The sequence below is a fragment of the Nitrosomonas eutropha genome (assembly GCF_003201195.1).
Classification (GTDB): domain Bacteria; phylum Pseudomonadota; class Gammaproteobacteria; order Burkholderiales; family Nitrosomonadaceae; genus Nitrosomonas; species Nitrosomonas eutropha.
The window spans coordinates 1-26,550 of the sequence record NZ_QICQ01000021.1; the positions used below are offsets into that span (position 1 = coordinate 1).

Here is a 26,550-nt window from a genome sequence, read left to right on the forward strand (position 1 = left end):
ATTGCACCGTGAGTGTCCTGTCCGGTAAGTGGGGTTGGTAATGCGCCAATCTTGACTGAGGAGTATAAAATATGGACGGCACATTGATTCAGAATGAAGTTATTCTTGGCGTTGATACCCATTTAGATACACATGTTGGTGTAGTCATTAACCACCAGGGTAAAGTGATAGGTAAACGCACCTACAGAGCGCTTCTTCAGCAGCTTGAAGCGAGAATGGTTGACTGGTGTCCTCTATCAAACAAGAGAAGATGCCATTCAGGATGTGCAAGCCTATATGGTGTATTACAACTCACGCAGATTGCATACCACTTTGGGAAATATGACTCCGCAGGAGTTTGAAAAAAGTACTTAATAATGTGTCCAGGTTTACTTGACCAGAACACCTTGAGAAATGATCTCGCAATTCGAGCCAGAATTCTGCCCGCGAGATCTTTCGACTTATGCCCACGCTGTAAGCAGTGTAAGCCAGCGCTACCAGTGCAATAGCAGCACCGACTATCTCAAGAATATTCTTAGATGTTTAGTCCCACGGTGTGCTGGTTTTAACTGAATTTGTCGTGTTGGTAAGTGCTTTCGATGGTGCTTTCAAAAATTTCTGCGTCTGGATCAGCAGACACGAGACAGGTATTGTTCAGAAAAAACTTTTAAATGCGCGCTAGAACAGAATCAGGAGCTTGTAAACACATTTTGAAAAAAGGCTGAAATACGATTATCTTTTTTCTTACCGGCTAGCTTTAAAATTTCATGTGCTGATACTTGTTCGGCCTGCACGAGAGAAAGGTCTGCCTTGATACTGCTTACTTCTCCATTATGAATGGCGTAAAATTCCCCAGTTGATTGATGGGCTAGTTTACTGGAAACATCCGTTTTCGCTTCACTTAACATGGGTTTCAATTTATCTAATGCAGTTTTTTCTTTGATGCACCCGATAAACCATGTAGAGATCTGATCACGTGATCGATAATCCAGATCGCCCGGGCTTTGGGTTGCAAGCATCAATCCAATTCCAGCCGAGCGGGCGCGTCTGAGCAGATTTTCCAATGGCTCTTTGGTAGCTGGCTTGGATTGGGCGGGCAAATAAAGATCTGCTTCGTCGAGCAAAATGACGCCTTGCAGTTTATCACTCGGCGATTTTGCTGCGAAACGGCCAATATCCAGTAATAGCTGCGATACCCAGAACAATACGTTGTCATTGTTGCCTAGATTGCTGGTGTTGATGATACTTAGCTGGGTTTTCCCGTTCGAATGGCCGAATAAGTTTTCGGTATTCAGTAATTCTCCTGATCGGGAAAACAGGCTTCCATGTCCCAATGCCAGAGTTTGTAAATCCTGCACTAGTTTTTTAGACAACTTGGAGTCGAGTCTTCCAATTGCATTGAGTAATAGCGGATCATCTTTGTCAATAAAATCCAGCAGATGATCAATTGTCAATACACGGCCCTTGTTCAATTGGCCCAGGATGGAAATTGCCTTCCCGAGAATGATGATTCGAGCTTTATCCTGGCCGTGATCTTTATAGCCCATAATTCTTCCTAGAGAGAAGGCTGCATGGTTGGCCAGCTGATCACATTCCCCAGATGATAAATTCTCCAATCCTTTAGGTACGATAGGTATGCTTAAAGGACGGCCTTGTCCTTCAATAACGCCAGGTGTGTAAACGACCACTTCAATTTTATTTCGTAAATCCTTGCGCATTTGAGCGCGCATTGGATCTGCGACAGGGCTACGCCATGCTTCGTCTTTTGCATAGCTGCAAAGATCACCCTTTCTATCCAGAAGAATTGCCGGAATGCCTTGCAGCAGTAATTGTTCGATGATATTCAAGGCCAGAGTTGTTTTGCCGCTCCCGGAACTGCCCAAAAAAGCAGCGTGACGCACGAATTGAGAAATATCGACTTTGTAAAAGGAGGGTTGATAGCCTTGAGTCATACCTATTTTCAGCTGTGAGGTATCTGGGGCCAATAGTTGCACGTTCACAAGAGCAGGAGGAACTGGTGGCTGTGCATTTTCTGGAACGGAGGAGGTTTCGGATCTTTTCAGAGTCATTTCAAGATCCAGAATTTGCTGAATTGAAGGCAAGCTGAGCAATGGCTGTGCCTTTTGCAGCCAACTCTTGAAGTCAGATCGTTCTGCGTATTGTTTACGGAATGATTCCATGGCTACCATCGTGCGCCAGTCAGCATCCGGGATCAGCACTTTTTTACCACCATCTGCTACGAATTTACCCAGTTGGATGGCAATCTGGGTTTTTGGATTAGCGGGAAACTCGATAGAGCGGATAGCGATCGCCGTGCGTCCGCTTGCCGCTGTTTGTAGTTTATTGATTTGTCTTGCCAGTGCACCTCCTTGTGAAGGTTTTTGGCATAAACCTATGGTTGACCAATAGGCAATATTCTCCGCAGAATTTTGAATGTCTATATCCAGAAAATCATCTCGTTGCACAATACTACATTTGAGCGAATGATTGAATTCAACGGCGCAATGCTCAATCCCGCGTCCGAGTAACTGCAACATTTCATCCTCATTTTCGGGTACAGCATGCGGATAAGCTAAATGATCATTCCATAGCTGTTCTAATGGCTGGATGATTTTTTTATCACTCTCTTCTGTTTGTGGTGGTGTGTCTCTGTTTTTGTCGGGTAATCGCGGAAGATTACCCGTGCGGATTGAATATTCACGTTCCTGGCGGCACCAGTCAATGATTTGGCGTGTTTTCATCCCGGCCAACAGCGTAGGTGTCTCATCCTGGAAAGGAAAAATAGATTCCCCTGAACTGGAGTAGATTCCCTGGCTATCGTAGAGAGCTTCTAACCTTATGCTAATTATTTCGCGTATTTCTGCTTTGCTGCGCTCCCCGCAGAGTGTAATCGTATCGGGATCACGTTCTATTCGATCAATTTGGGATTGAGGTAAACTATTTCTTAGCAAAATGTATACGTCGTCCAGGCAAGCTATCACAACGAACACATTCGGTATTTCAGCCAGCCTGGTCATTGTTTCCATGGCACGCCGGAATTTTATTTCGACATCTTCTGCAGGATGAATATCTTCCAATTGATCAAGACAAATGACAAAAGCTCCTTTATTGATTGCCATCATCAAATGTGCTAAAGCTTGTAACAGACGATCCGGAGCATCTTCCTGAACACGCGGTGTGAGATTGCCAAGTATTTTGCAATCGTATTCCGACATATTTTCGCAGCGAAGATACTTACGAACTCTGGCATGAATAGCGGGTTCGTCGTGCTGTAGATAGAGGAGTACGCGAATTAAATCAAGATCAACGTGCCGGAATTGCTCCCCTTCTTTATTCAGAATGGCATCGGTGATTTTGGAAATCAGCTCACTCAACTCGTCATGGTTCAATTCACCATTGCGCAGTTGCTCAATGGCATGTTGTGAAACAATCTGTCGTCTTTCAATTAATGCATTGGATAAGTGCATCAATCCCGTCGTGCTGCCATTAATTGCACAATACGGTTTGTCGAGAGAATCTATCGTGTAATGAAGCGCATAGCTCGCATAATTTGAAATAGAAGAAGTCATTTGCATGTAGGCAAAATACCCCAGTGACTTTTCATGCGTGTAATTACGGAAAGCTCGCATGAGATGGGTTTTTCCAGCTCCAGACTCTCCCAGCAACAGCATGATGCGCCCCGAGTCTGTTTGCTCACAGTTACTTACACGATTCAATAACCGTTCAAAGCACTCACGGCTTTCCTGGTGGATGCTTTCAATATCATAAGGATCAGGTTGCCAAATCTGATTGTGATGCGTAATGGAATGGAAAATATCTTCCTTTACGCGGGAACGAAAAATCTGTAGATATTCTTTTTGTGGGGTTCCAGACATCTTATGGTTTCAAACGTATAAAATGGAAAGTCGAGTTTAGATAAAGAGTTTCTGACAACGAGACGGCATCTTGATCCATAGCATAAGGAAGATCTGCACGGCTTAGGTTGACTAACCCCTTGTTATTGGCCAGTATCAGGTAGTATTTGAACTCATTCAGATCCAGCCCAAATGTATTACCCTCACGCTCTATTTGGTGCCAAACGTGCGAGATAAATAGTTTGTTATCACCAAATTTACCCGTTTGGCAGCGTCTGGCAGATTGATTTACCTGGTTAGCGAAGTGTTCCAGATTCAATGGTTCAGGCTGCTGTGGAGGTTGTTTTTCTAATATCTCAGGTTGCTGTAAAGGTTGTGTAGCCGTTCTGAGAATTGCTAGTCGCAGTTCTTCTGGACTGATACGTCGTGCACCTGCAGCTTTTGCAGCCAGTTGTTTTAATGCACTATCCCAGGATAATTCACGCTCGGTTCCTAATATGCCACTTAGAAGCAGGGCCGCAACCGAGCCTGCCGTAAAAGGCTTCGCATGTGTGATATTGGATGCCGCTAATTTACATTGTAGATTTGCACTGTCAGCAGGTTGGGCTAATTGTTGCCAGAGCAGGTTATCTCTAACTTTGATCAGAGAAGAATAGGCGCTGGTAGTAAGTTTAAAGGCATTGGCCAAAATAGCTGCCCGAAGGCCATCAGCACTTGTAATAGCTAGGCGATCACGTTCATTGATCGGAGCAGGTAATCCCAACAGAGCAGCAATGAGATAGCAGTTTCTCAATGTCAGCCAACGTAATGTCAGGGGTAAGGATGGTAGGTCCAATTTTTGCAGTGCTTGTTCCCGCCCTGCAACCGTGATTTGAAATCGTGACTTACCTGTTTTTTTTAATAGCCCATGTTCGGTTAGTTGCTGCAATGTTTGTAGCCATTCATTACTTGAGGGCGCTTGATGGAAAACAGGGGTTAATGATTTTTTTACCTCACTGATTGTCAATCCGTTAGCTGAACAAGCCAGGAATCGAATTGGAATCAGCTCTTGAAGTGTCAGATATCCAGTTGCACTCATCATTGATTTTCTGGTTTAATTTTTTATTTCGTCGGTGCTGTAATGCTTGGTAAACGTTATCAAGAATTTCATCCAGTTGGGAAACGATATCTTCTGCCAGGAAGCGTAAAACAAGTATGTCATGCATTTGTAATACAAGATCCTTGCGCCGATCCCGGCGCCAGGATTCCGGATCCTGAAAATGATAATAGCCATCTATTTCCAAGGCTATTTGGTCAGAAATGGAAAACAGATCAATCTCCATTAGTCGCTTCCCAAATTTAAACGGCATTTTGACATTTAACTTGAATACGCCACGTGTTTCCGGTACCCATTCTAGTATGTGAAATAAAAATTGCTCGGCCTGACTGCGAGCAACAGAAGAATCATCTTTCTTCTCAACGATCAAGCGGAGCAATGATTGCGCTTCCTCATACAATTGCGTCGGTGCATTACATTGCCGAAGAATCTGGTCTGTCTTGTCGGGTAAGGTGTAGTGAGAATCTGAATAGGACTGTGCTTTGATAATACCTAGCCGTAACATAGCCTTTATTCTTGATTCAGGTGCTTTTGTACAGTAGTTTTCGAAGTGTGCAGGTATGGCTGCTAATGCAATTGGCATTTCCGGTAGGCGCTCTGCAATCTGCGCCAGCATGCGAATGAATGGAGATCGTAATAATTCATCATCAGTCACTTCCATCAGTAAGCCGGGTAAAATTTCCACTGGCAATAATTTGGTAAAAGCCATGATACCTTGCGCTAGATTTTCGCCATCTTCCAATTTCATGGCCTGTGCCAGATTTGACGCTAAATCAGGTGTCAATTCACAGGACAAGGCGATTTGTGTCAAAAACCAGCTTAGGAGTAACGATTCTTGTGTAGAGAGCTGAATGGGTAACTGCTGTTGGAAAATCTCCAATTCATCACTCGATTTATTTTTCAGCGCAAGGAAGATTTCTTCCGTGGTACACCGATTAACCTGCGCTAGATACAGTAGCAATTGGTGCTGCAGGTCGGCGCTTGCAAGTAGCGTCTCTATCCAGCTGATCGAAAGTGATTTAGCCATTCCGGGCGACCAGATGACTGTATTTCTACTTTCTTGTTGTATCCAACGGCACCATATTCCCCGGGTGTCATTCAAAGTGCCTGTCAGGACCGTTAAGACCGGAGTGCCTTGGCTACGTCTTAGCGAATGTATGGTGAGATAAGTTTGTGGAGAAACTTGAGAATCAGTCTGCGTGGATTGAAATGTGCGTTTCATCATTTTCTCTTGTTCTTGATAAACAGATGATTGAGAAACGGCAACTAAATGAGTATTTTTGAGGATGTCTTGAGGAACCCCTGCAAAATCTCGTTATCGTAAGGAACGTAGCAACGTGCGATCCATATAAGTATTTGATAAAATAGACTTTATAGGGTGTTTCCTACTTCATTACATTCGTAGTCACAATGATGGTGCGGAAGTTGTACAGACTGATCCTTAATCAAGCATCACCGGCCAGCCTATTCGCCAATGGCCGGAATTGCAGGTGGTAGAACATATTGAGGTAGAGATCGGTTTCTTCTCGCTCAAGCCCACTGACGAATTTCCAGAAGCTGTATATACGCGATAGCGTCATCATGCGCTCTGCATATAGTTTCCAGGTGTAGCGGCTAGCAACGCGTGCAAGTGCGCCTTGCGAGAGACGTTCCCATTCCAGCGGTTTTTCATGGCTCTTTTCGAGAAAATCTGCGATCAGATCAGCAGTAGCTGTACCTTGATTGGGATCGATATGAAAACCAGAACGATTGTGCTGGATGATTTCCAGCGGCCCGCCATAGCGGGTGGCGAAAGTCGGCAGACCGGATGCCATGGCTTCAATGATAGTCAGGCCGAAGGCCTCGAACAAGGCGGGTTGCACGAATATGCCGCGCTTGTCGGCAATATAGCGATAAAGCTCACCTGCCAGATTTTTGTCAAGGCGCATACCTAGCCAACGAACCTGCGGATCGAGCTTGTATTCGTCCATCAAATGATGCATCTGGTGTATTTGCTCTTGTTCTTCATGGTCAGATGAGTGCTGCGGATCTATTTTTCCTCCCACTATGACAAGATTGGCAAGTGAGCGTAAGCGCTGTGAGGCGCCGTATGATTCAACCAGGCCGGTGATGTTTTTGATACGATCCAGGCGCGCCATGGTGAAGATCAAAGGCTTATCCGAGTCTTGTAAAATACCTCGGGCTGGAAAGTTCGCAGTATTGTCGAAGAGCATGGACTCAATTTCGGGGATCAGGCTGTGCAGACGCCTGGACTGATCGGTATAGGGGAAATAAACTTCTGCATCGGCGCCTGGGGAAACGATATTAAATTTTGGGTCGAATAGATCAATTCCGTTAATGACCCGATAAAGTCCAGGCATGGAGAAAGCCCGGTAACTTTCGTACTGGCCTTCTGCTTCCCGTGTCCCGGCGATTTCCTGATAGGTGCTTGTCACGATGAAGTCAGCGGCGTTCATGGCCAGAAGATCTGCCGTATATTGGCAGGAAAAATGGTATTTGTCCTCGTTTTCCTGCCAGTAAATATCCGAATGCAGATATTTGGTTTTTTCCAGAGCGTGTGCGATGTTGCACTGTGTGACGCCCAGTCTTCTGCTGAGCAGGGTGGCGACCAGATTGCCATCCGAGTAATTTCCAATGATGAGATCGGGACGTCTACCCAGTTCCGCTAGCGCCTCTCGTTCAACATCGAGGGCAAATGTCTCGAGATGAGGCCATATCTCAAAGCGTGAGATCCATTGAGGAATAATTTCCCCATTTTTTTTACGAAATGGAACGCGCAAAATCCAGGTATTAGTACAGCCACTGACCTTTTCCAACCTTTGATTGCAAGTGGTGTCACCCGCATCAGGAATCAGACGGGTGACAATCAGTATTTTGGGTTCGACCTGCACGCCTTGTAGTTGCAGTCGGTCGCGCATTTCCTGTTCGAGTGCGCGTACCTGATCGAGAATATAGACAACCTGACCACCGGTATCAGGCAGTCCGAGCACATTATCCTGGCCGAAATAACCATGCGGGGAAAGAATCAATAGACGAGAGATCATGGGAATACGTGCCAGAAATGCTTCGAGTGCAGAAGGGGAGGGTGCTTCCAAAATATCCATCAGCATATTCATGGTTTCAGCCACCCGGGCGGCGTTATGTCCCCAGCCTGGTGCGAATCCGATTTTGCTCATGTCTGAGGACAGTTCGGCCCAGGGCGTCGTACCATCCACTGCTTCCAGCATTTCCAGCGCCTGCCGCAACTGGCTGCGCACCATATTGATATTGTGTGAATTGCTGGTGAACATCAGTTGTTGTCCGTCGATAGTATGGACGCCTAAAAAGTGCAGCAATCGGGTACTGCCTGCCTCGATACGGGTGAACATTTCACTGGATAACTGGCGGTTGAGGAAGATAACTCCTTGCCCAATTGAGCGAGATTCCCTCAATTTGGGAAATGCCCGGTTGAATGGTCCGAAATCGACCTCTAGAATAGATTCAATCGCTTCACCTTTGGTGACTGTTTCCTTGAACCCGAGAAATTCATTGATGGTTATCTTTTCCGGCATCAGGTGTTCCTGATGCATACGTACGAATTCCAATTCGGCAATTCCGGGTCGAAGTACAAAATATGCCCAAGGTGAAGAGAAGACGCCTTCCTGTAGATGGAATACAAATTCATGAAGCATATCGGACCGCTCGCAATCTTTTTCCAGCTGTAGCAATTCATCTCGCAGATCGGATTGCAGGAGCAAGGGGCGATTCGTTGAGAAATAGCGCCGTAATAACGTATAAACAGCATCCCTATTCTGTAGGGTGCAAGTGGTAAATGTGTCGATCGTGGTCATGGCGAAATCCTTATTGTGCAAAATTGTAATGCTCCAGCCCTTCCAAGATTCCACGGGCATAGGTATTGCTCGCAAAGTACATCTGCTCTAGTCCGCGTAATGGCTCCAACTCCGGGCTGTGGTTCCCCACCACTACACCCAGTGTATCGCCTACCAACATTTCTTCATCGTTGCCGGAGTCCCCGGCTATCAGAAAATTTTGCAATGATAATCCCCATTTATAGGCTAGATAACGCACAGCCAGACCTTTAGAAGCCCGCGTCGGTAGCACATCCAGAAATGTTTCGTGTGAATAGATCAATTTGGCATGTAGATTTTGCTGATGGAGATATTGGTATAGCTGTTCGAGTGGAGGCATTTGTTCGGGAGCAACCAAATAACTCAGTTTGAATTCACGCTGATTTTCCGGGGGTTGAAGCGTTAATCCCGGGATGGCCTGCAGTGCTTCAGCCAGCGCTTCTCGTCGCCATTGGTGGCGGATGTGATTACTCCAGCCCTGATCTGGCCGCAAGGATGGCCAGTAATTGATTTCGCTGCCGACCGAGGTGATCAGGACGTCGGGCATTGGTACATGCCATTTTTTGAGAATTTTTACCGCGCTTTCGAGCGATCTTCCGGTAGCCACCCCGAATGAGACGGTATCGGCATGTGCTCGTAGCCATTGCAGCAATTCTGCTAGCCCCTGCTCATCACCAAGCAGGGTGTTGTCGATATCGCTGATGATTATTTTTCTCGCCAATGGAATAGGTGCCCAATCAGGATACAGCGTAGCTGCGGACTGGCGGCGTAGACGTTTACGCGCCTTACGCAATAATTTATTGACTTCCCTTACATATTTTGTGACATGGGCATCCCAGGTGTAGTGGCGCCTGACATTGGTTATGCCATTTCTGGACCAGTCGCGCCAGCGTTTCCTGTCGGATAACGCTTCTTTCAACGCGTTAGCAATTTCTGTATGGTTCAGTGTGTTGACGAGTAATCCATTGCGGCAATTGGCGATGATGTCACGCGGACCACCATCTTCCGGCGCAATAATGGGCAGGCCACTGGCTGCAGCTTCAATCAGGGTAAGCCCGAAGGGTTCAGTCAGGGCGGGGTTGATAAAGATACCACGTCTGCGAACAGCCAAGCGGTAAAGTTCCGGTATGTCTTCTGCTGTGAAGTGCTTGGGGATCGCAACCTTGCCCCACAAATCATAACGATCAATATCAAGCAATAAATCATTCATGACTTCGCGCTGCGATGTTTCCATCATACGAATATCTTCACGGGAGCCGGCAACGATTACCAGGTTGGCGATATCCTGCAGGGATTGATCTGAGCCGTATGCCTCTATCAGTCCATCGAGATTCTTGCGTGTGTCCGGACGGGAAATAGCCAGAATCATCGGTTTCTTGGGGTTGCTTAGAAATCGATCTACGCCTGTTTGTGTGTTGGGGTCAATAAGCTTGCGCCCAGGTGGTGAGAAACGCGAGGTATCAGTTCCTGGCGGAATAACTCGGCAGTGGCGCGGATCAGTATTTTTATACATGCCATATTGATCTTCTATTTCCTGCGAGGTGCTGGTGACGATCAATGAAGCGTGGACCAGTGTTTCTTCTTCAGCCGCGATGCGTTGCGATAGATTGAATTGTCGTTCGATTGTCTGCTCTTTACGGCCGGCGGCAAGCAGACGTTCCCGTTTGGGGCGACCAAGCGAATGGCCTGTATGTATTTGTGGAATGCCCAGCAGATTGGATAAATGCAGGCCGACATAGCCGGCATCTGCATAATGCGTATGGATTAAATCGGGCAAACGTCCTTGTTGGCGCAGATAGTGCAGACAGCGATCCACCATCTGGTCCAGGTGTGGCCACAACAACTCTTTACGCAGATATTTACGGGGGCCGCAGGGTAATCGAACGATCTGCGCGTTTGGCCCGAGTTTTTCGATATGGGTTGCATAATCAGGGGAGATTTTTGAATCTTCAATCTGGCGCGTTAGCAGATCAACCTGGGCAATATTACTGTTGCGTCCCAATGCGCGCGCCAGTTCGACAACATAGGTGATCTGTCCGCCGGTATCCGCATCGTGCCCCAGCTCCATATCATGACCGCGTATCAGGCCATGTACACTGATCATCAGAATGTAAAGTTTTTGATCTAACATCGTTTTATTATCATAGCAGGTTCCAATTCTTGAGAAAAACATCATAAAATCCGGCTGATTCCGGTGTGGCGCCACGTATCCCGCATAGGGCGGCAGCAAACCGGTTTGCACGTTCCAGTGTTAGTACATTTGGCCAGTCAAACAGTAATCCGAGGATGAAGACTGCGCAAAAACCATCTCCCGCACCAACGGTATCAACGATCGGCACATTGGCGATACCGAGTATTTCAGTATAATTGTTAGCCTGATCAAGCAGCCATGCGCCATTGGCTCCACGTGTCACCAGCAGGGTTTTTAGCTGGAAGTTTTCTATCAGGCGTAACGCGGTGTCGCGAGCATCACTGGCTTGGAAAGCTAATAAGCCGGATAATTCAGCTAGTTCGTCTTCATTGACTTTCACATGATCCGCCTGGGTCAGTGAATATTGGATGGTTTCCGGGCGATACCAGGGTTCTCTTAAATTGATATCAAGCAGACGAGAGGCTTGTGGAGTGCGTCGTAATACTTCTTCCAGCGCTACGCCGGATACCGGGTTGCGTTGTGCTAATGTTCCAAAATACACCAGCTCGGGTTTGGCAGTCGAGGCAGTATCACCGGCAACATGTGGATCAATGAAATCGTAGGCCTGATCTGCAAGGATTTTAAACTCATGACCGTTTTCACCAGGTTTAACCTGAACTTGTCCAGTGGGATAGTGTGAATCACACTGGACACCGATTGTAGACATCCCGGCATTATTCATCAGCTTGATCAATTTCTGGCGAAGAGGATCGTTTCCTGTACGCGTTACCAAGACCGGGTGCAAGCCGAAAGCTTGTAGGTGATATCCCACATTGAAGGGAGCTCCTCCCATTACCGGGCCATCAGGAAAGATATCTGCCAATACTTCGCCAAACAGAATTACGTTCTTTATAGATATATCACAATGATCGGCAGGCATATTCTATCGAAACTCCTGTCAGTGATGGCTGGTCACTCCCGGAAATAATGCGGACAAATTTTTTGTCCGAAGAAGTGTGTGCTGGTTGTAAGCAAGGAAATGAGATTGCCGGAAAACCCTGTTTCCAGCCGAGCGTTCCTTTTTATTTTGACATGGATGAACGATCTATGCAAAACCTACAGGAGAGGGAATCAATCAGATTTGGAGACGCTTCCCGGATTTTTTTCCGGATTTTTTAATCGCTGGCTGCAGTATGTCCCCAATTTCAGTGGGATCAATCATACCGATAAACAGCTTGTTTTTAAGATTTTTTATTTCATCACGATACTGGGCTGCCTGTTCAAATTCCATGCTTTTTGCGGCCGTCAGCATGGCTTTTTCCAACCGTTGAATTTCTTTTGCAAGTTGTGTTTCATCCATGGCAGCGTAGTGTGCCTGGATTTGTGCGACTTTCTGATGTTCTGCCGCATCTTTGCTGTCGTAAACACCATCAATCAAATCCTTGATCCGCTTGCTGACACCGCGTGGCGTAATATCGTTCTGCTGATTGAACAGCTTCTGTTTGTTACGTCGCCGTTCAGTTTCATCAATGGCGCGCCGCATCGAATTGGTAATCCTGTCAGCATAAAGAATGACGGTTCCATTGATATGTCGGGCGGCGCGTCCCATGGTCTGGATCAATGAGCGTTCTGAACGCAGGAAACCTTCTTTATCGGCATCCAGTATGCCAACCAGTGAAGCTTCTGGAATATCCAGTCCCTCCCGTAACAGATTGATTCCGACCAGGACGTCAAATTTTCCCAGGCGCAGATCACGAATAATTTCAACTCGCTCAACGGTATCAATATCGGAATGTAGATAACGTACCCGGATGCCGTGATCAGAAAAATAATCGGTCAGATCTTCCGCCATGCGCTTGGTCAGGGTGGTGATCAATGTTCGCTCGCCTTGTTTGGTACGCATTGAGACTTCAGACATCAGGTCGTCCACCTGGGTGGCTACCGGACGGATGATGATTACCGGATCCACCAGCCCGGTTGGTCGTACAACCTGTTCAACAATCTGGCCGCTGTGCTGTATTTCATAATCTGCCGGTGTGGCGGAAACGAAAATAGTTTGAGGCATCAGTTTTTCAAATTCCTCAAACCTGAGCGGCCGGTTGTCCAATGCGGAAGGCAGGCGAAATCCGTAAGCCACCAGGTTTTCCTTTCTTGAACGATCACCTTTGTACATTCCGCCAACTTGAGGCACGGTAACATGGCTCTCATCAATAATCATCAATGCGTTACCCGGCAGGTAATCAATGAGTGTTGGCGGTGGATCCCCGGGTAAGCGACCTGACAAATGGCGCGAGTAGTTCTCAATTCCTTTGCAGAAACCCAATTCATTTAACATTTCCAGATCGAAACGGGTACGTTGTTCCAGGCGCTGAGCTTCCACCAGCTTATGATTTTCGTGAAGATGATTGAGTCGTTCGGCAAGTTCGGTTTTGATGGTTTCGATTGCGCGCAGGGTGGTGCTGCGCGGAGTGACGTAATGACTGGAAGGGTAAACCGTATAGCGCGAAACTTTCTGCCGGGTATGTCCGGTGAGCGGATCAAACAGCGCTATGCTTTCCACCTCATCATCAAACAGGGAAATGCGTAGTGCGGTTTCAGAGTTCTCTGCCGGGAAGATATCCAGCACGTCGCCACGTACACGAAAGGTGCCACGCGCAAACTCGAATTCGTTACGCTGGTATTGCATGTCTGCCAACCGCTGGATGATGTCGCGTTGCGTGATTTTTTCATGCTCACGCACATGTAGAATCATACCGTGATAATCAACGGGATCACCAATGCCGTAAATGCAGGATACGCTTGCTACAATGATGGTGTCTTCCCGTTCCAGTAGGGATTTTGTAGCAGAGAGGCGCATCTGTTCGATATGTTCGTTAATACTGGAATCCTTTTCGATGAACAGATCGCGGGAGGGAACATAGGCTTCAGGCTGGTAATAATCATAGTAGGAGACAAAATACTCAACTGCATTTTCTGGAAAGAATTCACGCATTTCAGCATAGAGCTGCGCGGCCAGCGTCTTGTTCGGGGCCATGATGATGGCCGGGCGCCCGAGTTGCGCAATCATATTGGCGATGGTGAACGTTTTTCCGGATCCGGTTACGCCTAACAACGTCTGGAATGACAAGCCTGATTCTATTCCATCCACCAACTTGCGGATGGCATCCGGTTGATCACCCGCAGGCTGAAATGCCTGATTGAGCTTGTAAGGACTGTCCGGAAAGGTAATAATCACAAGTTTGATCGCTGTACTCGAAATTTAATTATTTTTTGATTCTAACATGCGCAAATCACATACATCAGGAGCTGTCTCGTGAAACTCTCGCAACGCGTTCAGGCTATCAAACCTTCGCCCACCCTGGCAGTGACTGCCAAAGCAGCCAGGCTCAAGGCGGAAGGAAAAAATATTATTGGTCTGGGTGCAGGTGAGCCGGATTTCGATACGCCGTTGCATATCAAGGATGCAGCGATTACGGCAATCCGGAATGGTTTTACAAAGTATACGGCTGTGGGTGGTACTGCATCTTTAAAGCAGGCGATTATCTCGAAGTTCAAACGGGAAAATTCCCTGGATTTTACTGCCGGAGAGATCTTGGTCTCCAGCGGAGGAAAACAAAGTTTTTTCAACTTGATACTGGCTACAATTGACCCGGGTGACGAGGTTATCATCCCGGCGCCATACTGGGTTTCCTATCCGGATATGGTCTTGATTGCACAAGGAAAACCTGTTTTTATTAATACCGGGATCGAAGAAAAATTCAAAATATCAGCCGATCAGCTTGAGAAAGCGATAACACCCAGAACCCGCATGTTTATTCTCAACAGCCCAGGCAACCCTTCCGGCAGTGTATACGGTCAGGAAGAATTACAGGCATTAGGGGCAGTATTACGTAAACATCCGGAAATTCTGATCGCTACCGATGATATGTATGAACATATCCTCCTGACCAGTGATAAGTTCGTCAATATCCTGAACGCTTGCCCTGATCTGAAAGCACGCACCGTTGTCCTCAATGGCGTTTCCAAAGCTTATGCCATGACCGGCTGGCGAATTGGCTATTGCGGTGGGCCGGCAGCAATCATAACCGCAATGGAAAATATTCAATCACAAAGTACATCCAACCCGAACTCTATTGCTCAAATGGCAGCAGAAGCTGCATTAAATGGTGATCAATCCTGCATGATTCCAATGGTGGAGGCTTTTAAGGAACGCAATCAGTTTCTGACAGATGCGCTGAATTCCATAACGGGTATTCACTGTTTATTATCCGAAGGGGCATTTTATGCTTTTGCGGATGCAAGGCAGGCAATTAAGCAGTTGCAATCCCAACAAGTGTTGCAGGACAGCAGTGACGTTGCTTTTTGCAGTTATTTGCTGGAACAGGCTGAAGTGGCTGTTGTGCCAGGGTCAGCCTTTGGCTGTGAGGGCTATATGCGGTTATCGTTTGCGACTTCCATGGAAAATCTCAGGGAGGCTGTCAAGCGTATCGCCAGTTTGCTGAGCTGATCCGCTTCTTGACCCCTATTTTGAGTGATACCTGTTTTGATCAGGCCATTGCAAGATGAGCGGAGAGTGATGCGTAGTAACCAGTGCGGATTGCTGTAAAAAAATTCGACACTCTCTGCTATTTCTTGCCTTACATTTTCTGTTTTCTGAATTTCATACTGCCGTTGGCTGAGCCTGTCAGGGTGTTGGTACTGATTTTTGCCAATTTCTGGAGGGCGTCACCAACCTGATTTTGGTGAAATATTACGTGCTTTTTTTTTAAGATCATACCAGCAACTGGCTGTCGATAAATTTTACAGTCTCCACTAAAAAATCTTATCTTCTTTGGGTCATCTCTGGTAAGCGTAGCTTACTGTAGTTGATGAGGGCTTTTCAGATTCATCTCCTAGGCTTGCGGTGAGCTACTCTCTTCTTTGCAGGCAGAGGGAAGACGTCTATTCTGCCTGATCAAACCTTTCTCCTCTGCTTTACGCAGTGCTTCATATCTGCAGTGAACCTGAAGAAACGCCAGGATTCTCTGGAACTGGGTTCGAATGGTTGCCGGAGATCGATTGAGGTGCTGTGCGAGGATCTTTGTATTGGTTGTTTTCTTTTCACGGCTGGCCTCAAGCAAGGTGTAGTGCGATCGGGGTAGGCGCTTATATTTTTCATAGTCCATAAAACTTCACTCCAATTTTATCGAGGCTTATTTTTATTGCTGTCATTTGTGAGCGGTTATAAACGCTATTTTTAAGGCTTAATTCGCTACAAAGCAGTATTTTCCCTGAATGCCTCGGTCTTCGTAAGTATATATAGATAGATTAATAAGCATAAACTATGCCAATATATTTAATATATTGATTATTAAAAGTTATTTTTTTTAAAAAAAGTATTTTATCGGTAACTGTTAAATTTTACGACATAAATATCAGGTGAGCTTTATGGAGCAAATATATTTTTTTGTACTGGAATTATAGCTTGTATGCAATTGCAGTATTGCCACTGTGACAGTAATTTCATTAGTATCTCGACTCGACAAGGGTTGTGGTTGATTAGCGACATTCGCCTTGTTGAGTAATGCAATAGATGTTATGCAATATCTATATTTAATTAAATAGTTGATATTAAAGGAAAATACCATGGATCAATTTTCTAAAAAAATTCTGGCTGCCAGTATCGTTCTGGCGTTTGGTTTTGCAGGTAATGCTTGGGCAGTTGACGGCGCGGCACCGCTGCCAAATATAGCTGTAGCTGATTCTGCTGGAGTCAAAGGTGACGGAAGTACTGCAAGCACAGCAAACGGCAATACAACCTCCGCTGATGGCAACACAAGTACTGCTGACAACAACGGTAACGACAACAGCACCAACTCGAGCACTGCTGACAACAACGGTAACGACAACAGCACCAACTCGAGCACTGCTGACAACAACGGTAACGACAACAGCACCAACTCGAGCACTGCTGACAACAACGGTAACGACAACAGCACCAACTCGAGCACTGCTGACAACAACGGTAACGACAACAGCACCAACTCGAGCACTGCTGACAACAACGGTAACGACAACAGCACCAACTCGAGCACTGCTGACAACAACGGTAACGACAACAGCACCAACTCGAGCACTGCTGACAACAATGGTAACGACAACAGCACCAACTCGAGTACTGCTGACAACAATGGTAACGACAACAGCACCAACTCGAGTACTGCTGACAACAACGGCAACGACAACAGCACCAACTCGAGCACTGCTGACAACAATGGTAACGACAACAGCACCAACTCGAGCACTGCTGACAACAACGGCAACGACAACAGCACCAACACTGCTGACAGCAATAACGACAGCAGCGATAACAGCACCAACACTGCTGACAGCAATAACGACAGCAGCGATAACAGCACCAACACCGCTGATAGCAATAACGACAACAGCTCTGCGTATGCTGACGGCTATGGTACTGCTGCCAATAATGGAAGTACCGCTACTGCTGACAACAGCGACAACAGCGACAACAGCGATAACAGTGACAACAGCTTGGCTGATGCGAGTGGCCAAGGCAGTGCTGCAGCTAACAATGGTAGTACAGCCACGGTTGACAACAGCGATCATAGTGATAACAGCTCTGCATCTGCTGAAGGCCAATCCGCAGCTGCCAACAATGGCGGTACTGCAACTGTAGACAACACCAACAACAGTGATAACAGCCAAACTACTGCAAGCAATGGCAGTGCAGCATCCAATGGTGGCGATGCGACAGCTACCTATTCTGTTAACAATTCAGCATTGGAAGGATCTGTAACAGGTCAGTCAGCTGGTGGTTTGTCAGTTGAAGAAGCTGTTGCACTTTCAGGTGGAAGTTTAAGCAACAATATTTCTGATTCGTTCAATGGTGCAGGCCTGAATCAAGTTGCTCAGAACCTTGGATCCAGCTCACTGGTTCAACAGCAAGTTTCCTTCCAGGGTAATGTAAACGTTAACCAATAATTGTAAGTTTGGATAATTACAACTTGAGTTAATAATGTAACTCTTCTAACTGGCAAGCAGTAATGATATTGCTTGCCAGTTTTTTTTGCTAAAACAGAAGATATAAATATAAGCAATATGTGGAGGTCGGTATGAAAGCCGATATCAGAAAAGGCTTGATTGCGTTTGCATTATTCATGCCTGTTAGCATGATTTACGCGGCATCCGGTACAGAATTGATGGCGGTTGAGGATGCATACCTTCCTCATGCAGAAAGAGCTTCCTTGGAGGAGCTTGATGGGGCGACAGGCCGAGAGGGTATTGATGTAACTACCTTGAACAATATGAATGTTCGTGCACTTCTCTCTGGCAATACAGCAACGAACAATGCTAGTGGCTTTAATATGATTGACAGCGGTTCTTTTGCCGGATCAGGGGGTATGTTTTCAGTGATTCAGAATTCGGGTAACAATGTTCTTATTCAGGATTCGACAATTATTAATGTAACGATATTACCCTGATTTAGATTGAATATTTTGAGAGAACAGCCGATAACATATAAAGCACACACGGTTTATGTTTTGTTAGCTGCTTGAGATTTATTACATAGTTTGCATGAGGTGGTAAGCAATTTTAGTTACTCCAGGACAAAATCGCATATGAGACTGTCTCTGATCACGTTTGCTTTATTAGGGATCCTGATAATTCCTTGTAGTGAAGTATCAGGGATGGATATGATCGATATGGTAGGTGGTGCTAACTTTAATATACAAGTAAAAACTTTTGCAGAACGGCGTTTCAATACTGTTTATCGGCAGCAGTATGATTTCAGCTGCGGTTCTGCTGCTCTGGCGAGCCTACTTACTTTTCATTATGACGATACGGTAGACGAGCAATCTGTATTTATCGACATGTTTCAGCATGGAAATCAGGAAAAAATAAAACGGGAAGGCTTTTCCATGCTGGATATGAAACGGTATCTTGAACGCAGAGGATATCGCTCGGATGGTTTCAAGATTGATCTGAACAAATTGCGTTCTACTGGAAATCCAGCTATTACCATTATCAACCATAATGGTTACATGCACTTTGTCATCATTAAGGGAGTGGATGAATTCAAAATTTTATTAGGTGATCCGGCTCAGGGTGTTAAATCCATGGATCGTTCCGAATTTGAAGAAATGTGGGGGAATCGTATTTTATTTCTGATCCATGATAATCGCGATCCTGAAGTAAGCTATCAAAAAATATATCAGGAATGGGTGGGCAGAGTGGCTCCGCTGGGTGAGGCTGTTGATCGATCAAGTTTGGGAGTTTTTAATGTATTGCACCCAGGCCCTTGGGACTTTTGATAATTCGTACAGCGCGGGGGAAAAATGAGAATCAAGAGTTTTCGTCTGATGGTTAAAAATATTCAATCATGTCTTGCTATGTTGGTACTGTCTTGTTCCATGGTTGCGGCATATGCAGAGGATTTGAATACTAGAACGTCGGCACAAGATCATTTTCACCAGGAATGGGAGCGAGTAACAGATGAAGAGCTTTCAACATTAAGAGGAGGGTTTGTTCTTCCAAACGGCATACACATTGATATGAATCTGGAAAAATTTATTCATTTGAATGATATGCTGGTGCATTCATCTTCCATGCAAGTTCCTGGAGAAAGTGTGGTTTTACAGACGGGTATGCAAAATTCGATACCTGATTCTGTTGCAATGCCGCAACTCAGTTCTTTTATTCAGAACACGCTGGATAGTCAGCATATTGATGCACTGACAAAAATCAACATAGAGGTGAGCAACTTGAAGGAAGTGATGGCGAATGGCAGTAATCATCGTATTTTTACTGAATTTCTGGCTCCGGCATTATTGCGATAGTTTAATCATTTACGTTGCTGGATATGAAAAGAGATGTACCTAAAGAAGTTGGTCAGTTGACGGGTAGTATGATGTACAAATTATTCGCAGGTTGTCTCGCAGTATTTCTCGTCATTTACGCTCAAGCAGGAAGGTCAGCAGATGAAGTGCTTGAGCAATATAAATCTCTTTTTGCACAGCAACAAAAGGAATTTGAGAAGCAGCGACAGACTATCATTGAGCAGGGAAAGGAAATTGAGAATCTGAAAGCTCGCCTGGATTCTTTGATTACCTCGCAATCAGCTGATCGCAATTCCTCTGGAAATACTGCTGCTAAAAATGGAGCATCCCACCCATCACAATCTTCTCCACCAAAGACGACGGCTGCTAAACCGATTAATAAAAATACTGATCATGTTCAGGTGCGTGCAGAATCCAGTAATCTTCCATCAAAGCCGGTAGGGCAGGCACCCCCCAAACAGGATGAAAAACCAAGACCACCTGAAATGCCCAGATTGAGTGACGCAGTAGGGGGGGTACTGACACGCCACGGAAAAATTGTGATTGAGCCTGCGCTGGAATATGCTTTTACAGACAGTAATCGGGTTTTTCTGGATGCATTTACATTTATCCCGGCAATTGCTATCGGCTTGATAGATATCCGCCAGGTAGATCAACATAGCATGATGGCAAGCATTGGAGCTCGTTATGGCGTGACAGACCGTCTTGAGATCGAAGCAAGAGTCCCTTATCGTGCACGTTTTGATGAGCAACGCTCCAGGCCGGTCAGCATTGGTGCGGGGATTGATGAAACATTCAACGCATCTGGAAATGGTTTGGGAGACATTGAATTTGCTGCTCGCTATCAGCTTAACTCGGGAGCGGGAGGGTGGCCTATTCTGGTGGGAAATATGCGAGCTACAGCGCCTACGGGCAAAGGCCCTTTTGATATTAAATATGCACGAGCACAAGGAGTTCCTGGAGCTATATTTCCTACCGAGGTTCCTACAGGATCTGGTTTCTTCAGCTTTGAGCCAAGTGTAACTGCACTTTACGCGACTGACCCGGCCGTATTCTTCGCAAATCTGGCCTATAACTATAATATGGGCACTAAGGAAAAGGCACTTGATGGATCAGGCGACAAATTTAAGGTCGATCCAGGTTATGCGGTGGGTATGACTTTTGGTATGGGGTTCGGGATCAACGAGCGCTCGTCTTTCAATATCGGGTATGGCCATCGTCACATTTTTAACACCAAAATAAATAACCGTACATTGAAAGGTAGTCAGCTGGATATAGGACAGTTACTGCTTGGCTATGCATTCAAATATTCGCAGCAGACCACCTTGAATTTCTCTGTTGCTATAGGCACAACCAATGATGCACAGGATGTCAGACTCAGTTTTAGAATGCCCATGGTATTTTAGGTACAAAAACAGAGGGGCGGGTATTCTCTGTTGCGAAATGATGGATAGATCTGCTTAACATCCACCCTCAATCTTGGCACACCAGTATTTCTTGATTTTTTCTTCCATGCCGACACTCATACCAGCAGCACGTCCTTCCTTGAAGGCGATTTCTGGAGAAATACCTTCCTTCAGTCGATAAGCCGTCCACATGGCGCCTGCCCGGTTGCCAGTTGCGCAATGTACCAGAAAAGGAGGAGATGCTTGTTCCAGAACCCGCTTAAAGGCTATCAATTGTGATTCATTTACGCCGTCATTGGTAACGGGAATATTGATATAGGTCATTCCAGCTGCTTCGACAGCTTTTCTTTCATTTGGTGTACCTTCCGATTCAATACGTAAATCAATTACAGTGTTGAAGCTGTGCTTGACCAGCTCTTGAATGCTGTCATGAGTAAGAGCTCCAGAAGTGGCAATTTGGGGAGTGACACGATAATAGCGCATCAGATCATTAACCTGCGTAGCATACGGTACCTGATCTTTAGCGAACACCAAGCTTGTCGACGATAAGACGAGAAGGGTGATAATTGTCCTCGCAAAAAACATTTTTACCTCCAACTGTAAAATAATGTACGAAAATCGTAGCATGAATACCGGGACAGGTAAAAGAGCCGATATAAATTATGCAATGATAATAGTTACCTAATTAGATCTGGCGATTGATTTTTTGAGTTGTTGAAAGGAGGGATAGATCGTACTGATAAATTAAGGTGATCGTGCATTATCGATTTATCTTTCTTAAAGGGATGATAAAACAAGTGTTTACTGCTTCAGATTATATGCACATGTCGCATGCCTTACAGTTGGCAGAAAGAGGGTTGTTTACCACAAGCCCGAATCCGCGTGTAGGGTGTGTGATTGTAAATGATGGCAAGGTAGTCGGAACTGGATGGCATGAGCGGGTGGGGGAATCGCATGCAGAAATCAATGCGTTGCGGGAAGCGGGGGATTTGGCCAGAGGTGCTACAGTTTACGTAACACTGGAACCTTGCAGTCATCATGGTCGTACACCGCCATGCGTTGAAGCTTTGATTTGCGCTGAGGTATGCAGAGTGATTATGGCAATGGATGACCCTAATCCTCATGTAAACGGTCAAGGAAAGGAGAAGCTGCAGAAAGCCGGAGTTGAAGTGCAAACAGGCTTGTTGGAGGATGAAGCACAGCAACTGAATATTGGATTTATTACCCGGATGCACCATAGCCGACCGTGGATACGAACTAAGATAGCGGCCAGCCTGGATGGCAGGATTGCATTGAAAAATGGGAAAAGCCAGTGGATTACAGGCGAGCCAGCTCGACAGGATGGCCATAGGTGGCGTGCCCGTTCATGTGCAATATTAACGGGAGTCAATTCAGTAAAGGTGGATGATCCACTGTTGACAGTACGATATATCGAGACTTCGAGGCAACCCATACGTATCGTTCTGGATTCGAATCTGGAAATTCCTCTACAGGCAAAACTGCTGGAAAATGCTGATACAACCTGGATTTTTACGGTGCAGGCTGACAGGGGAAAAATACATCTTCTGGAGGATGCGGGTGCTCATGTCGTTGTTCTGCCTGATCTGGCAGGTAAAGTTGATCTTAAAGCAATGATAACGAAACTGGCCGAATTGGGTATCAATGAGCTGCTGGTTGAAGCAGGTCCAGTGTTGAACGGGGCGTTGGTAGCAGCCGAATTGATAGATGAGATTATTTTTTATTTTGCCCCTAACCTGTTGGGTAATTCGGCGCAAGCAATGCTGGTACTACCCGAAATTACAGATTTATCAGAGAAATATAATTTACAGATAACTGATATTCGGAAAATCGGAATAGATATCCGTCTGGTAGCAAGATTTATCAAATAAGAAAGGATACAGAAATTGCGTGGTAATAAAGAAAGAAGGGGTTTTGTCGTTGGAAAAATATCGATGGTACCGTTATCTGAATTTTATCCGGCTGAAAACTAAATTATGCGTATTCTGCACATTCTGGATCACTCCATCCCGTTACACAGCGGTTATACATTTCGTACCCTGGCAATTTTGAAAGAACAGCGTGCTCTTGGCTGGGAGACATTCCATGTGACGAGTGCCAAACATGCTGGCTTAACCATGTTAGAAGAAGATGTTGATGACTGGCATTTCTTCCGGACACCCAGGCGTGCGCATCCTGTCAACAAGTTGCCCGTTCTGAATCAGGTTGCTGTTATGAGTAGCTTGACTGATCGCCTTATCGAGATTGTTCAGTCCGTCAAGCCCGATATTCTGCACGCGCATTCTCCGGCGCTCAATGCTATTCCTGCCTTGCGTGTTGCTCGTAAATCAGGGATTCCTGTCGTTTATGAAGTCAGAGCATTCTGGGAAGATGCGGCCGTGGATCACGGTACCAGCCGGGAATGGGGCATGCGCTATCGTCTAACGCGCAGCCTGGAAAATTATGCATTACGGCATGTGGATGCAATCACCACGATTTGCGAAGGGTTGCGCAACGACATGATCGGGCGGGGGATTGCGCCGGAAAAAATCACCATTATCCCTAATGCTGTCGATATTGAGCAGTTTGTGTCAACATATCCTGCTGATGAATCGCTGAGAGAACGATTGGGGCTCAGGCACAAGCAGGTTATTGGTTTTATTGGTTCGTTCTATGCCTATGAAGGCCTGGATATCCTGCTACAAGCCTTGCCGCTCATGTCACCGTACCATCCTGATTTGCGCGTACTACTGGTTGGAGGCGGGCCACAGGATAAACAGTTGCGGCAACTGGCCAGCCAGCTTGGTATAGAAGATGAGGTTATCTTCACCGGCCGTGTGCCGCATGATCAGGTTCAATTTTATTATGATTTGATTGATGTGCTGGTTTATCCCCGCCTTTCCATGCGCCTTACCGATCTCGTCACTCCTTTAAAGCCGCTGGAAGCTATGGCGCAGGGCAGGGTGTTGGCTGCCTCGGATGTCGGTGGCCACCGGGAGCTGATCCGCGACAATCATAATGGTATCTTGTTTAAATCTGGTGATCCCCATTCATTGGCAGAGAAGGTCGGAACACTTCTGAACACCCCTCAGCAATGGGAAGAATTGCGCAGAGCAGGACGGAAATTTGTAGAGACCGAACGCAACTGGCGGAAAAGTGTGGACAGATACCAGTTTGTTTATTGTGATTTACTTAACAGACAAAAAAACAAAAGATGATTGTTTCTGGGTAGATATTCAAAGCGGAAAATATGTGAGTTAAATTTGTGCCGTGGCTTGGACGTTTACTTTGAGATAAGATGAAAATGGGTAGAAAATTATGAAAATAAGTGTAATTGGAACTGGCTATGTCGGACTGGTAACAGGTACTTGTCTGGCTGAAGTGGGCAACGATGTGTTATGCCTGGATGTGGACGTCAATAAGATCAATTTGTTGAAACAAGGTGAGATTCCGATTTATGAACCTGATCTAGAAGACATGGTCAGGCGCAATGTATCCGTAGGCCGTTTGCGCTTTACTTTGGATCAGGCAGAATGTACGGATCACGGGTTGGTACAATTTATCGCAGTCGGGACCCCGCCAGATGAGGATGGTTCTGCCGATATGCAATACGTTACGACGGCAGCACGGGCAATTGGCCAGAATATGCAGGATTATAAGCTGATTGTGGATAAATCCACCGTTCCTGTGGGGACTGTAGATAGAGTACGCGGAGTTATTTATGAAGAATTGGCAAAACGTGGTGTTGAGATTGATTTCAGTGTTGCATCCAATCCGGAGTTTTTGAAAGAGGGTGCTGCTGTAGACGATTTTATGCGCCCGGATCGGATCGTTATCGGCGCAGATGATGATAAGGCCATAGAACTTTTACGGACATTATATACGCCTTTTAACCGAAATCATGACCGGCTGGTCGTAATGGATGCCAGATCAGCCGAGCTGACCAAATATGCTGCCAATGCTATGCTGGCAACACGCATTTCATTTATGAATGAGCTGGCATTACTAGCTGAGAAATTGGGAGCCGATATCGAGCATGTTCGTCGGGGGATCGGTTCTGATCCACGTATTGGTTATCATTTTCTGTATGCGGGTTGCGGTTATGGGGGATCTTGTTTTCCCAAGGATGTTAAGGCATTGCAACGCACTGCAAGAGAAAATGGAACTGGATTAAAAATTCTGGAAGCGGTAGAAGCTGTGAATGCTCGTCAGAAAGAGGTCTTGCTTGACAAAATTCGGGCAAGATTTGGCTCTGATCTTTCAGGTAAAACATTTGCGCTGTGGGGACTTGCTTTTAAACCCAATACAGATGATATGCGGGAAGCTCCCAGTAGAATGCTGATTACCGGTTTGTTGGCGCAGGGTGCTGCTGTTTCTGCTTATGATCCGGTGGCGATGGATGAGACAAAAAGACTTTTCGCGAGTGAACCCGGCCTAAAACTGGCAAATTCATCTATGTCAGCTTTGGAAGGTGCTGATGCACTCATTGTTGTAACAGAGTGGAAGATGTTCCGTTCTCCGGATTTCAGTGAAATCCGGCGTAAGCTCAGGAATGCAGTAATTTTTGACGGACGTAATATATACGATCCAGATAGTATCCGAACCGAAGGATTTGAGTATTTTTCTATCGGCAGGCCGTGAACCAGTGCAGATGTCGCTTGCGTATAAAATTTTACCTGATTAGGGTCTGTTGCCGTTTCAGGCTGTCTTCTTGCTTCATAAGAACAGACTCGTATTGCCGTTGTAGTTCTCACACAACAGCAATACGAGCTTGCAATGCCCCGATTACTGCTCAATGCTGAGCTCTGGTCAAAGCCACTGACCATTTTGCTTCACAATAACCTCTACAACAAGCAAGATTTGCGTATGATTATCGAAGGCATGCTGTACCGCATGCGTACTGGTTCTTCCTGGAGAGGTTTACCTAAGGGTATTCGGGAACTGGAGCAAGATTTATAAACGATTCACCGCCTGGTCTGCCAGCGGAAAATGGCTCAAGGTATTTCAGGCTCTGGTGGTTGAGCCGGACATGGAGCGGGTTTTCATCTATGGTAGTTCTATATCAAGGCTCACCAGCACAGTGCGAGTGGAAAGGATAAGGCAATCGGAAAAAGCTGGGGCGGTATACTTGCAAGATTCGCATGGCGGTGATGCCCACAGACTTTCCATCGTATTCGATATTACCGGTGGTCAGATCAATGATTGCACACACGCATCGGCTTTGCTATTCAGGCTGGGTGCGGCTCAATCTATTATTGCAGGCAAAGGCTAGACAGTCAGATCATACGCGATCAAATCGAACAGCAAGGTGCCAAGGCAGTCATTCCAGGGAAGTGGAACTCCAAAACTGGTGGCCGCCTGATCCTCCATACAGCAAGCAGTATTTGACTATAGCTCGAGGT

The 26,550-nt window shown here is 46.0% G+C and carries 19 protein-coding genes and 1 pseudogene; 11 read left to right on the forward strand and 9 right to left on the reverse strand.

Annotated features, from left to right (window positions below; all coding sequences use genetic code 11):
- The first annotated feature begins 219 nt into the window (after positions 1-219).
- Entirely contained in the window at positions 220-354 is a 135-nt protein-coding gene (locus tag C8R14_RS14400; protein WP_160803634.1) for an IS3 family transposase, read from the forward strand.
- Positions 355-668: 314 nt separating this feature from the next.
- On the opposite strand, the gene C8R14_RS08415 is transcribed toward C8R14_RS14400, so the two are convergent.
- The 7 genes from C8R14_RS08415 to uvrB form a co-directional block, all read right to left on the reverse strand.
- Complete coding sequence (locus C8R14_RS08415; protein WP_011634151.1) at positions 669-3,854, reverse strand: AAA family ATPase; 3,186 nt, start codon at positions 3,852-3,854, stop codon at positions 669-671.
- Between the two features lies 1 nt (position 3,855).
- Positions 3,856-4,911, reverse strand: a complete 1,056-nt coding sequence (locus C8R14_RS08420; RefSeq protein WP_082211249.1) for a hypothetical protein — start codon at positions 4,909-4,911, stop codon at positions 3,856-3,858.
- Positions 4,844-5,956 (reverse strand): endonuclease domain-containing protein, encoded by a 1,113-nt coding sequence (locus C8R14_RS08425; protein WP_049753095.1) that lies wholly within the window; start codon positions 5,954-5,956, stop codon positions 4,844-4,846. Before C8R14_RS08425 ends, C8R14_RS08420 begins: the two co-directional genes overlap by 68 nt.
- Positions 5,957-6,374: 418 nt before the next feature.
- Complete coding sequence (locus C8R14_RS08430; RefSeq protein WP_011634154.1) at positions 6,375-8,759, reverse strand: sucrose synthase; 2,385 nt, start codon at positions 8,757-8,759, stop codon at positions 6,375-6,377.
- A gap of 10 nt (positions 8,760-8,769) precedes the next feature.
- Positions 8,770-10,908: an HAD-IIB family hydrolase gene (locus C8R14_RS08435; RefSeq protein WP_011634155.1), complete on the reverse strand. Its 2,139-nt coding sequence runs from the start codon at positions 10,906-10,908 to the stop codon at positions 8,770-8,772.
- Between the two features lie 10 nt (positions 10,909-10,918).
- Positions 10,919-11,848, reverse strand: a complete 930-nt coding sequence (locus C8R14_RS08440; protein ID WP_011634156.1) for a carbohydrate kinase family protein — start codon at positions 11,846-11,848, stop codon at positions 10,919-10,921.
- Positions 11,849-12,043: 195 nt separating this feature from the next.
- On the reverse strand, positions 12,044-14,143 hold the full coding sequence (uvrB, locus tag C8R14_RS08445) for an excinuclease ABC subunit UvrB (RefSeq protein ID WP_011634157.1): 2,100 nt from the start codon (positions 14,141-14,143) through the stop codon (positions 12,044-12,046).
- A 78-nt stretch (positions 14,144-14,221) separates the two neighbouring features.
- Here uvrB and C8R14_RS08450 point away from each other — a divergent pair, with 78 nt between their 5' ends.
- On the forward strand, positions 14,222-15,415 hold the full coding sequence (locus C8R14_RS08450; protein ID WP_011634158.1) for a pyridoxal phosphate-dependent aminotransferase: 1,194 nt from the start codon (positions 14,222-14,224) through the stop codon (positions 15,413-15,415).
- Between the two features lie 385 nt (positions 15,416-15,800).
- Here the strand turns inward: C8R14_RS08450 and C8R14_RS08455 are convergent, their stop codons facing one another.
- Positions 15,801-16,073, reverse strand: a complete 273-nt coding sequence (locus tag C8R14_RS08455; RefSeq protein ID WP_011634159.1) for a helix-turn-helix domain-containing protein — start codon at positions 16,071-16,073, stop codon at positions 15,801-15,803.
- Between the two features lie 460 nt (positions 16,074-16,533).
- On the opposite strand from C8R14_RS08455, the gene C8R14_RS08460 reads away from it, so the two are divergent.
- From C8R14_RS08460 to C8R14_RS08480, 5 genes are all read left to right on the forward strand, one after another.
- Positions 16,534-17,889: a YadA family autotransporter adhesin gene (locus C8R14_RS08460; RefSeq protein WP_041353466.1), complete on the forward strand. Its 1,356-nt coding sequence runs from the start codon at positions 16,534-16,536 to the stop codon at positions 17,887-17,889.
- A 131-nt stretch (positions 17,890-18,020) separates the two neighbouring features.
- Positions 18,021-18,389, forward strand: coding sequence for a hypothetical protein (locus tag C8R14_RS08465; RefSeq protein WP_011634161.1), 369 nt, complete (start codon positions 18,021-18,023; stop codon positions 18,387-18,389).
- Positions 18,390-18,602: 213 nt separating this feature from the next.
- Complete coding sequence (locus C8R14_RS08470) at positions 18,603-19,220, forward strand: C39 family peptidase (protein ID WP_240142325.1); 618 nt, start codon at positions 18,603-18,605, stop codon at positions 19,218-19,220.
- 48 nt (positions 19,221-19,268) lie between these two features.
- Complete coding sequence (locus C8R14_RS08475) at positions 19,269-19,745, forward strand: hypothetical protein (protein WP_107818415.1); 477 nt, start codon at positions 19,269-19,271, stop codon at positions 19,743-19,745.
- 23 nt (positions 19,746-19,768) lie between these two features.
- Entirely contained in the window at positions 19,769-21,151 is a 1,383-nt protein-coding gene (locus tag C8R14_RS08480) for a transporter family protein (protein ID WP_041353467.1), read from the forward strand.
- Between the two features lie 54 nt (positions 21,152-21,205).
- Here the strand turns inward: C8R14_RS08480 and C8R14_RS08485 are convergent, their stop codons facing one another.
- Positions 21,206-21,736, reverse strand: a complete 531-nt coding sequence (locus C8R14_RS08485; RefSeq protein ID WP_011634165.1) for a protein tyrosine phosphatase family protein — start codon at positions 21,734-21,736, stop codon at positions 21,206-21,208.
- Between the two features lie 212 nt (positions 21,737-21,948).
- Between C8R14_RS08485 and ribD the strand changes: the two genes are divergently transcribed.
- The 4 genes and pseudogenes from ribD to C8R14_RS14095 all read left to right on the forward strand — a co-directional run.
- Positions 21,949-23,040 (forward strand): bifunctional diaminohydroxyphosphoribosylaminopyrimidine deaminase/5-amino-6-(5-phosphoribosylamino)uracil reductase RibD, encoded by a 1,092-nt coding sequence (gene ribD / locus C8R14_RS08490; RefSeq protein WP_049753154.1) that lies wholly within the window; start codon positions 21,949-21,951, stop codon positions 23,038-23,040.
- Between the two features lie 105 nt (positions 23,041-23,145).
- Complete coding sequence (locus C8R14_RS08495) at positions 23,146-24,366, forward strand: TIGR04063 family PEP-CTERM/XrtA system glycosyltransferase (protein ID WP_011634167.1); 1,221 nt, start codon at positions 23,146-23,148, stop codon at positions 24,364-24,366.
- Positions 24,367-24,466: 100 nt separating this feature from the next.
- Positions 24,467-25,789 (forward strand): UDP-glucose dehydrogenase family protein, encoded by a 1,323-nt coding sequence (locus C8R14_RS08500; protein ID WP_011634168.1) that lies wholly within the window; start codon positions 24,467-24,469, stop codon positions 25,787-25,789.
- Between the two features lie 135 nt (positions 25,790-25,924).
- A pseudogene (locus tag C8R14_RS14095) lies at positions 25,925-26,500 on the forward strand (IS5 family transposase); the annotation flags it as partial.
- Positions 26,501-26,550 lie beyond the last annotated feature (50 nt).

Bases quoted from the DNA above. Each gene is read 5' to 3' on its own strand.
- C8R14_RS08415 (WP_011634151.1), bottom strand. From the start codon at position 3,854: ATGTCTGGAACCCCACAAAAAGAATATCTACAGATTTTTCGTTCCCGC.
- C8R14_RS08420 (WP_082211249.1), bottom strand. From the start codon at position 4,911: ATGAGTGCAACTGGATATCTGACACTTCAAGAGCTGATTCCAATTCGA.
- C8R14_RS08425 (WP_049753095.1), bottom strand. From the start codon at position 5,956: ATGGCTAAATCACTTTCGATCAGCTGGATAGAGACGCTACTTGCAAGC.
- C8R14_RS08430 (WP_011634154.1), bottom strand. From the start codon at position 8,759: ATGACCACGATCGACACATTTACCACTTGCACCCTACAGAATAGGGAT.
- C8R14_RS08435 (WP_011634155.1), bottom strand. From the start codon at position 10,908: ATGTTAGATCAAAAACTTTACATTCTGATGATCAGTGTACATGGCCTG.
- C8R14_RS08440 (WP_011634156.1), bottom strand. From the start codon at position 11,848: ATGCCTGCCGATCATTGTGATATATCTATAAAGAACGTAATTCTGTTT.
- C8R14_RS08455 (WP_011634159.1), bottom strand. From the start codon at position 16,073: ATGGACTATGAAAAATATAAGCGCCTACCCCGATCGCACTACACCTTG.
- C8R14_RS08460 (WP_041353466.1), top strand. From the start codon at position 16,534: ATGGATCAATTTTCTAAAAAAATTCTGGCTGCCAGTATCGTTCTGGCG.
- C8R14_RS08465 (WP_011634161.1), top strand. From the start codon at position 18,021: ATGAAAGCCGATATCAGAAAAGGCTTGATTGCGTTTGCATTATTCATG.
- C8R14_RS08470 (WP_240142325.1), top strand. From the start codon at position 18,603: ATGATCGATATGGTAGGTGGTGCTAACTTTAATATACAAGTAAAAACT.
- C8R14_RS08475 (WP_107818415.1), top strand. From the start codon at position 19,269: ATGGTTAAAAATATTCAATCATGTCTTGCTATGTTGGTACTGTCTTGT.
- C8R14_RS08480 (WP_041353467.1), top strand. From the start codon at position 19,769: ATGAAAAGAGATGTACCTAAAGAAGTTGGTCAGTTGACGGGTAGTATG.
- C8R14_RS08485 (WP_011634165.1), bottom strand. From the start codon at position 21,736: ATGTTTTTTGCGAGGACAATTATCACCCTTCTCGTCTTATCGTCGACA.
- C8R14_RS08495 (WP_011634167.1), top strand. From the start codon at position 23,146: ATGCGTATTCTGCACATTCTGGATCACTCCATCCCGTTACACAGCGGT.
- C8R14_RS08500 (WP_011634168.1), top strand. From the start codon at position 24,467: ATGAAAATAAGTGTAATTGGAACTGGCTATGTCGGACTGGTAACAGGT.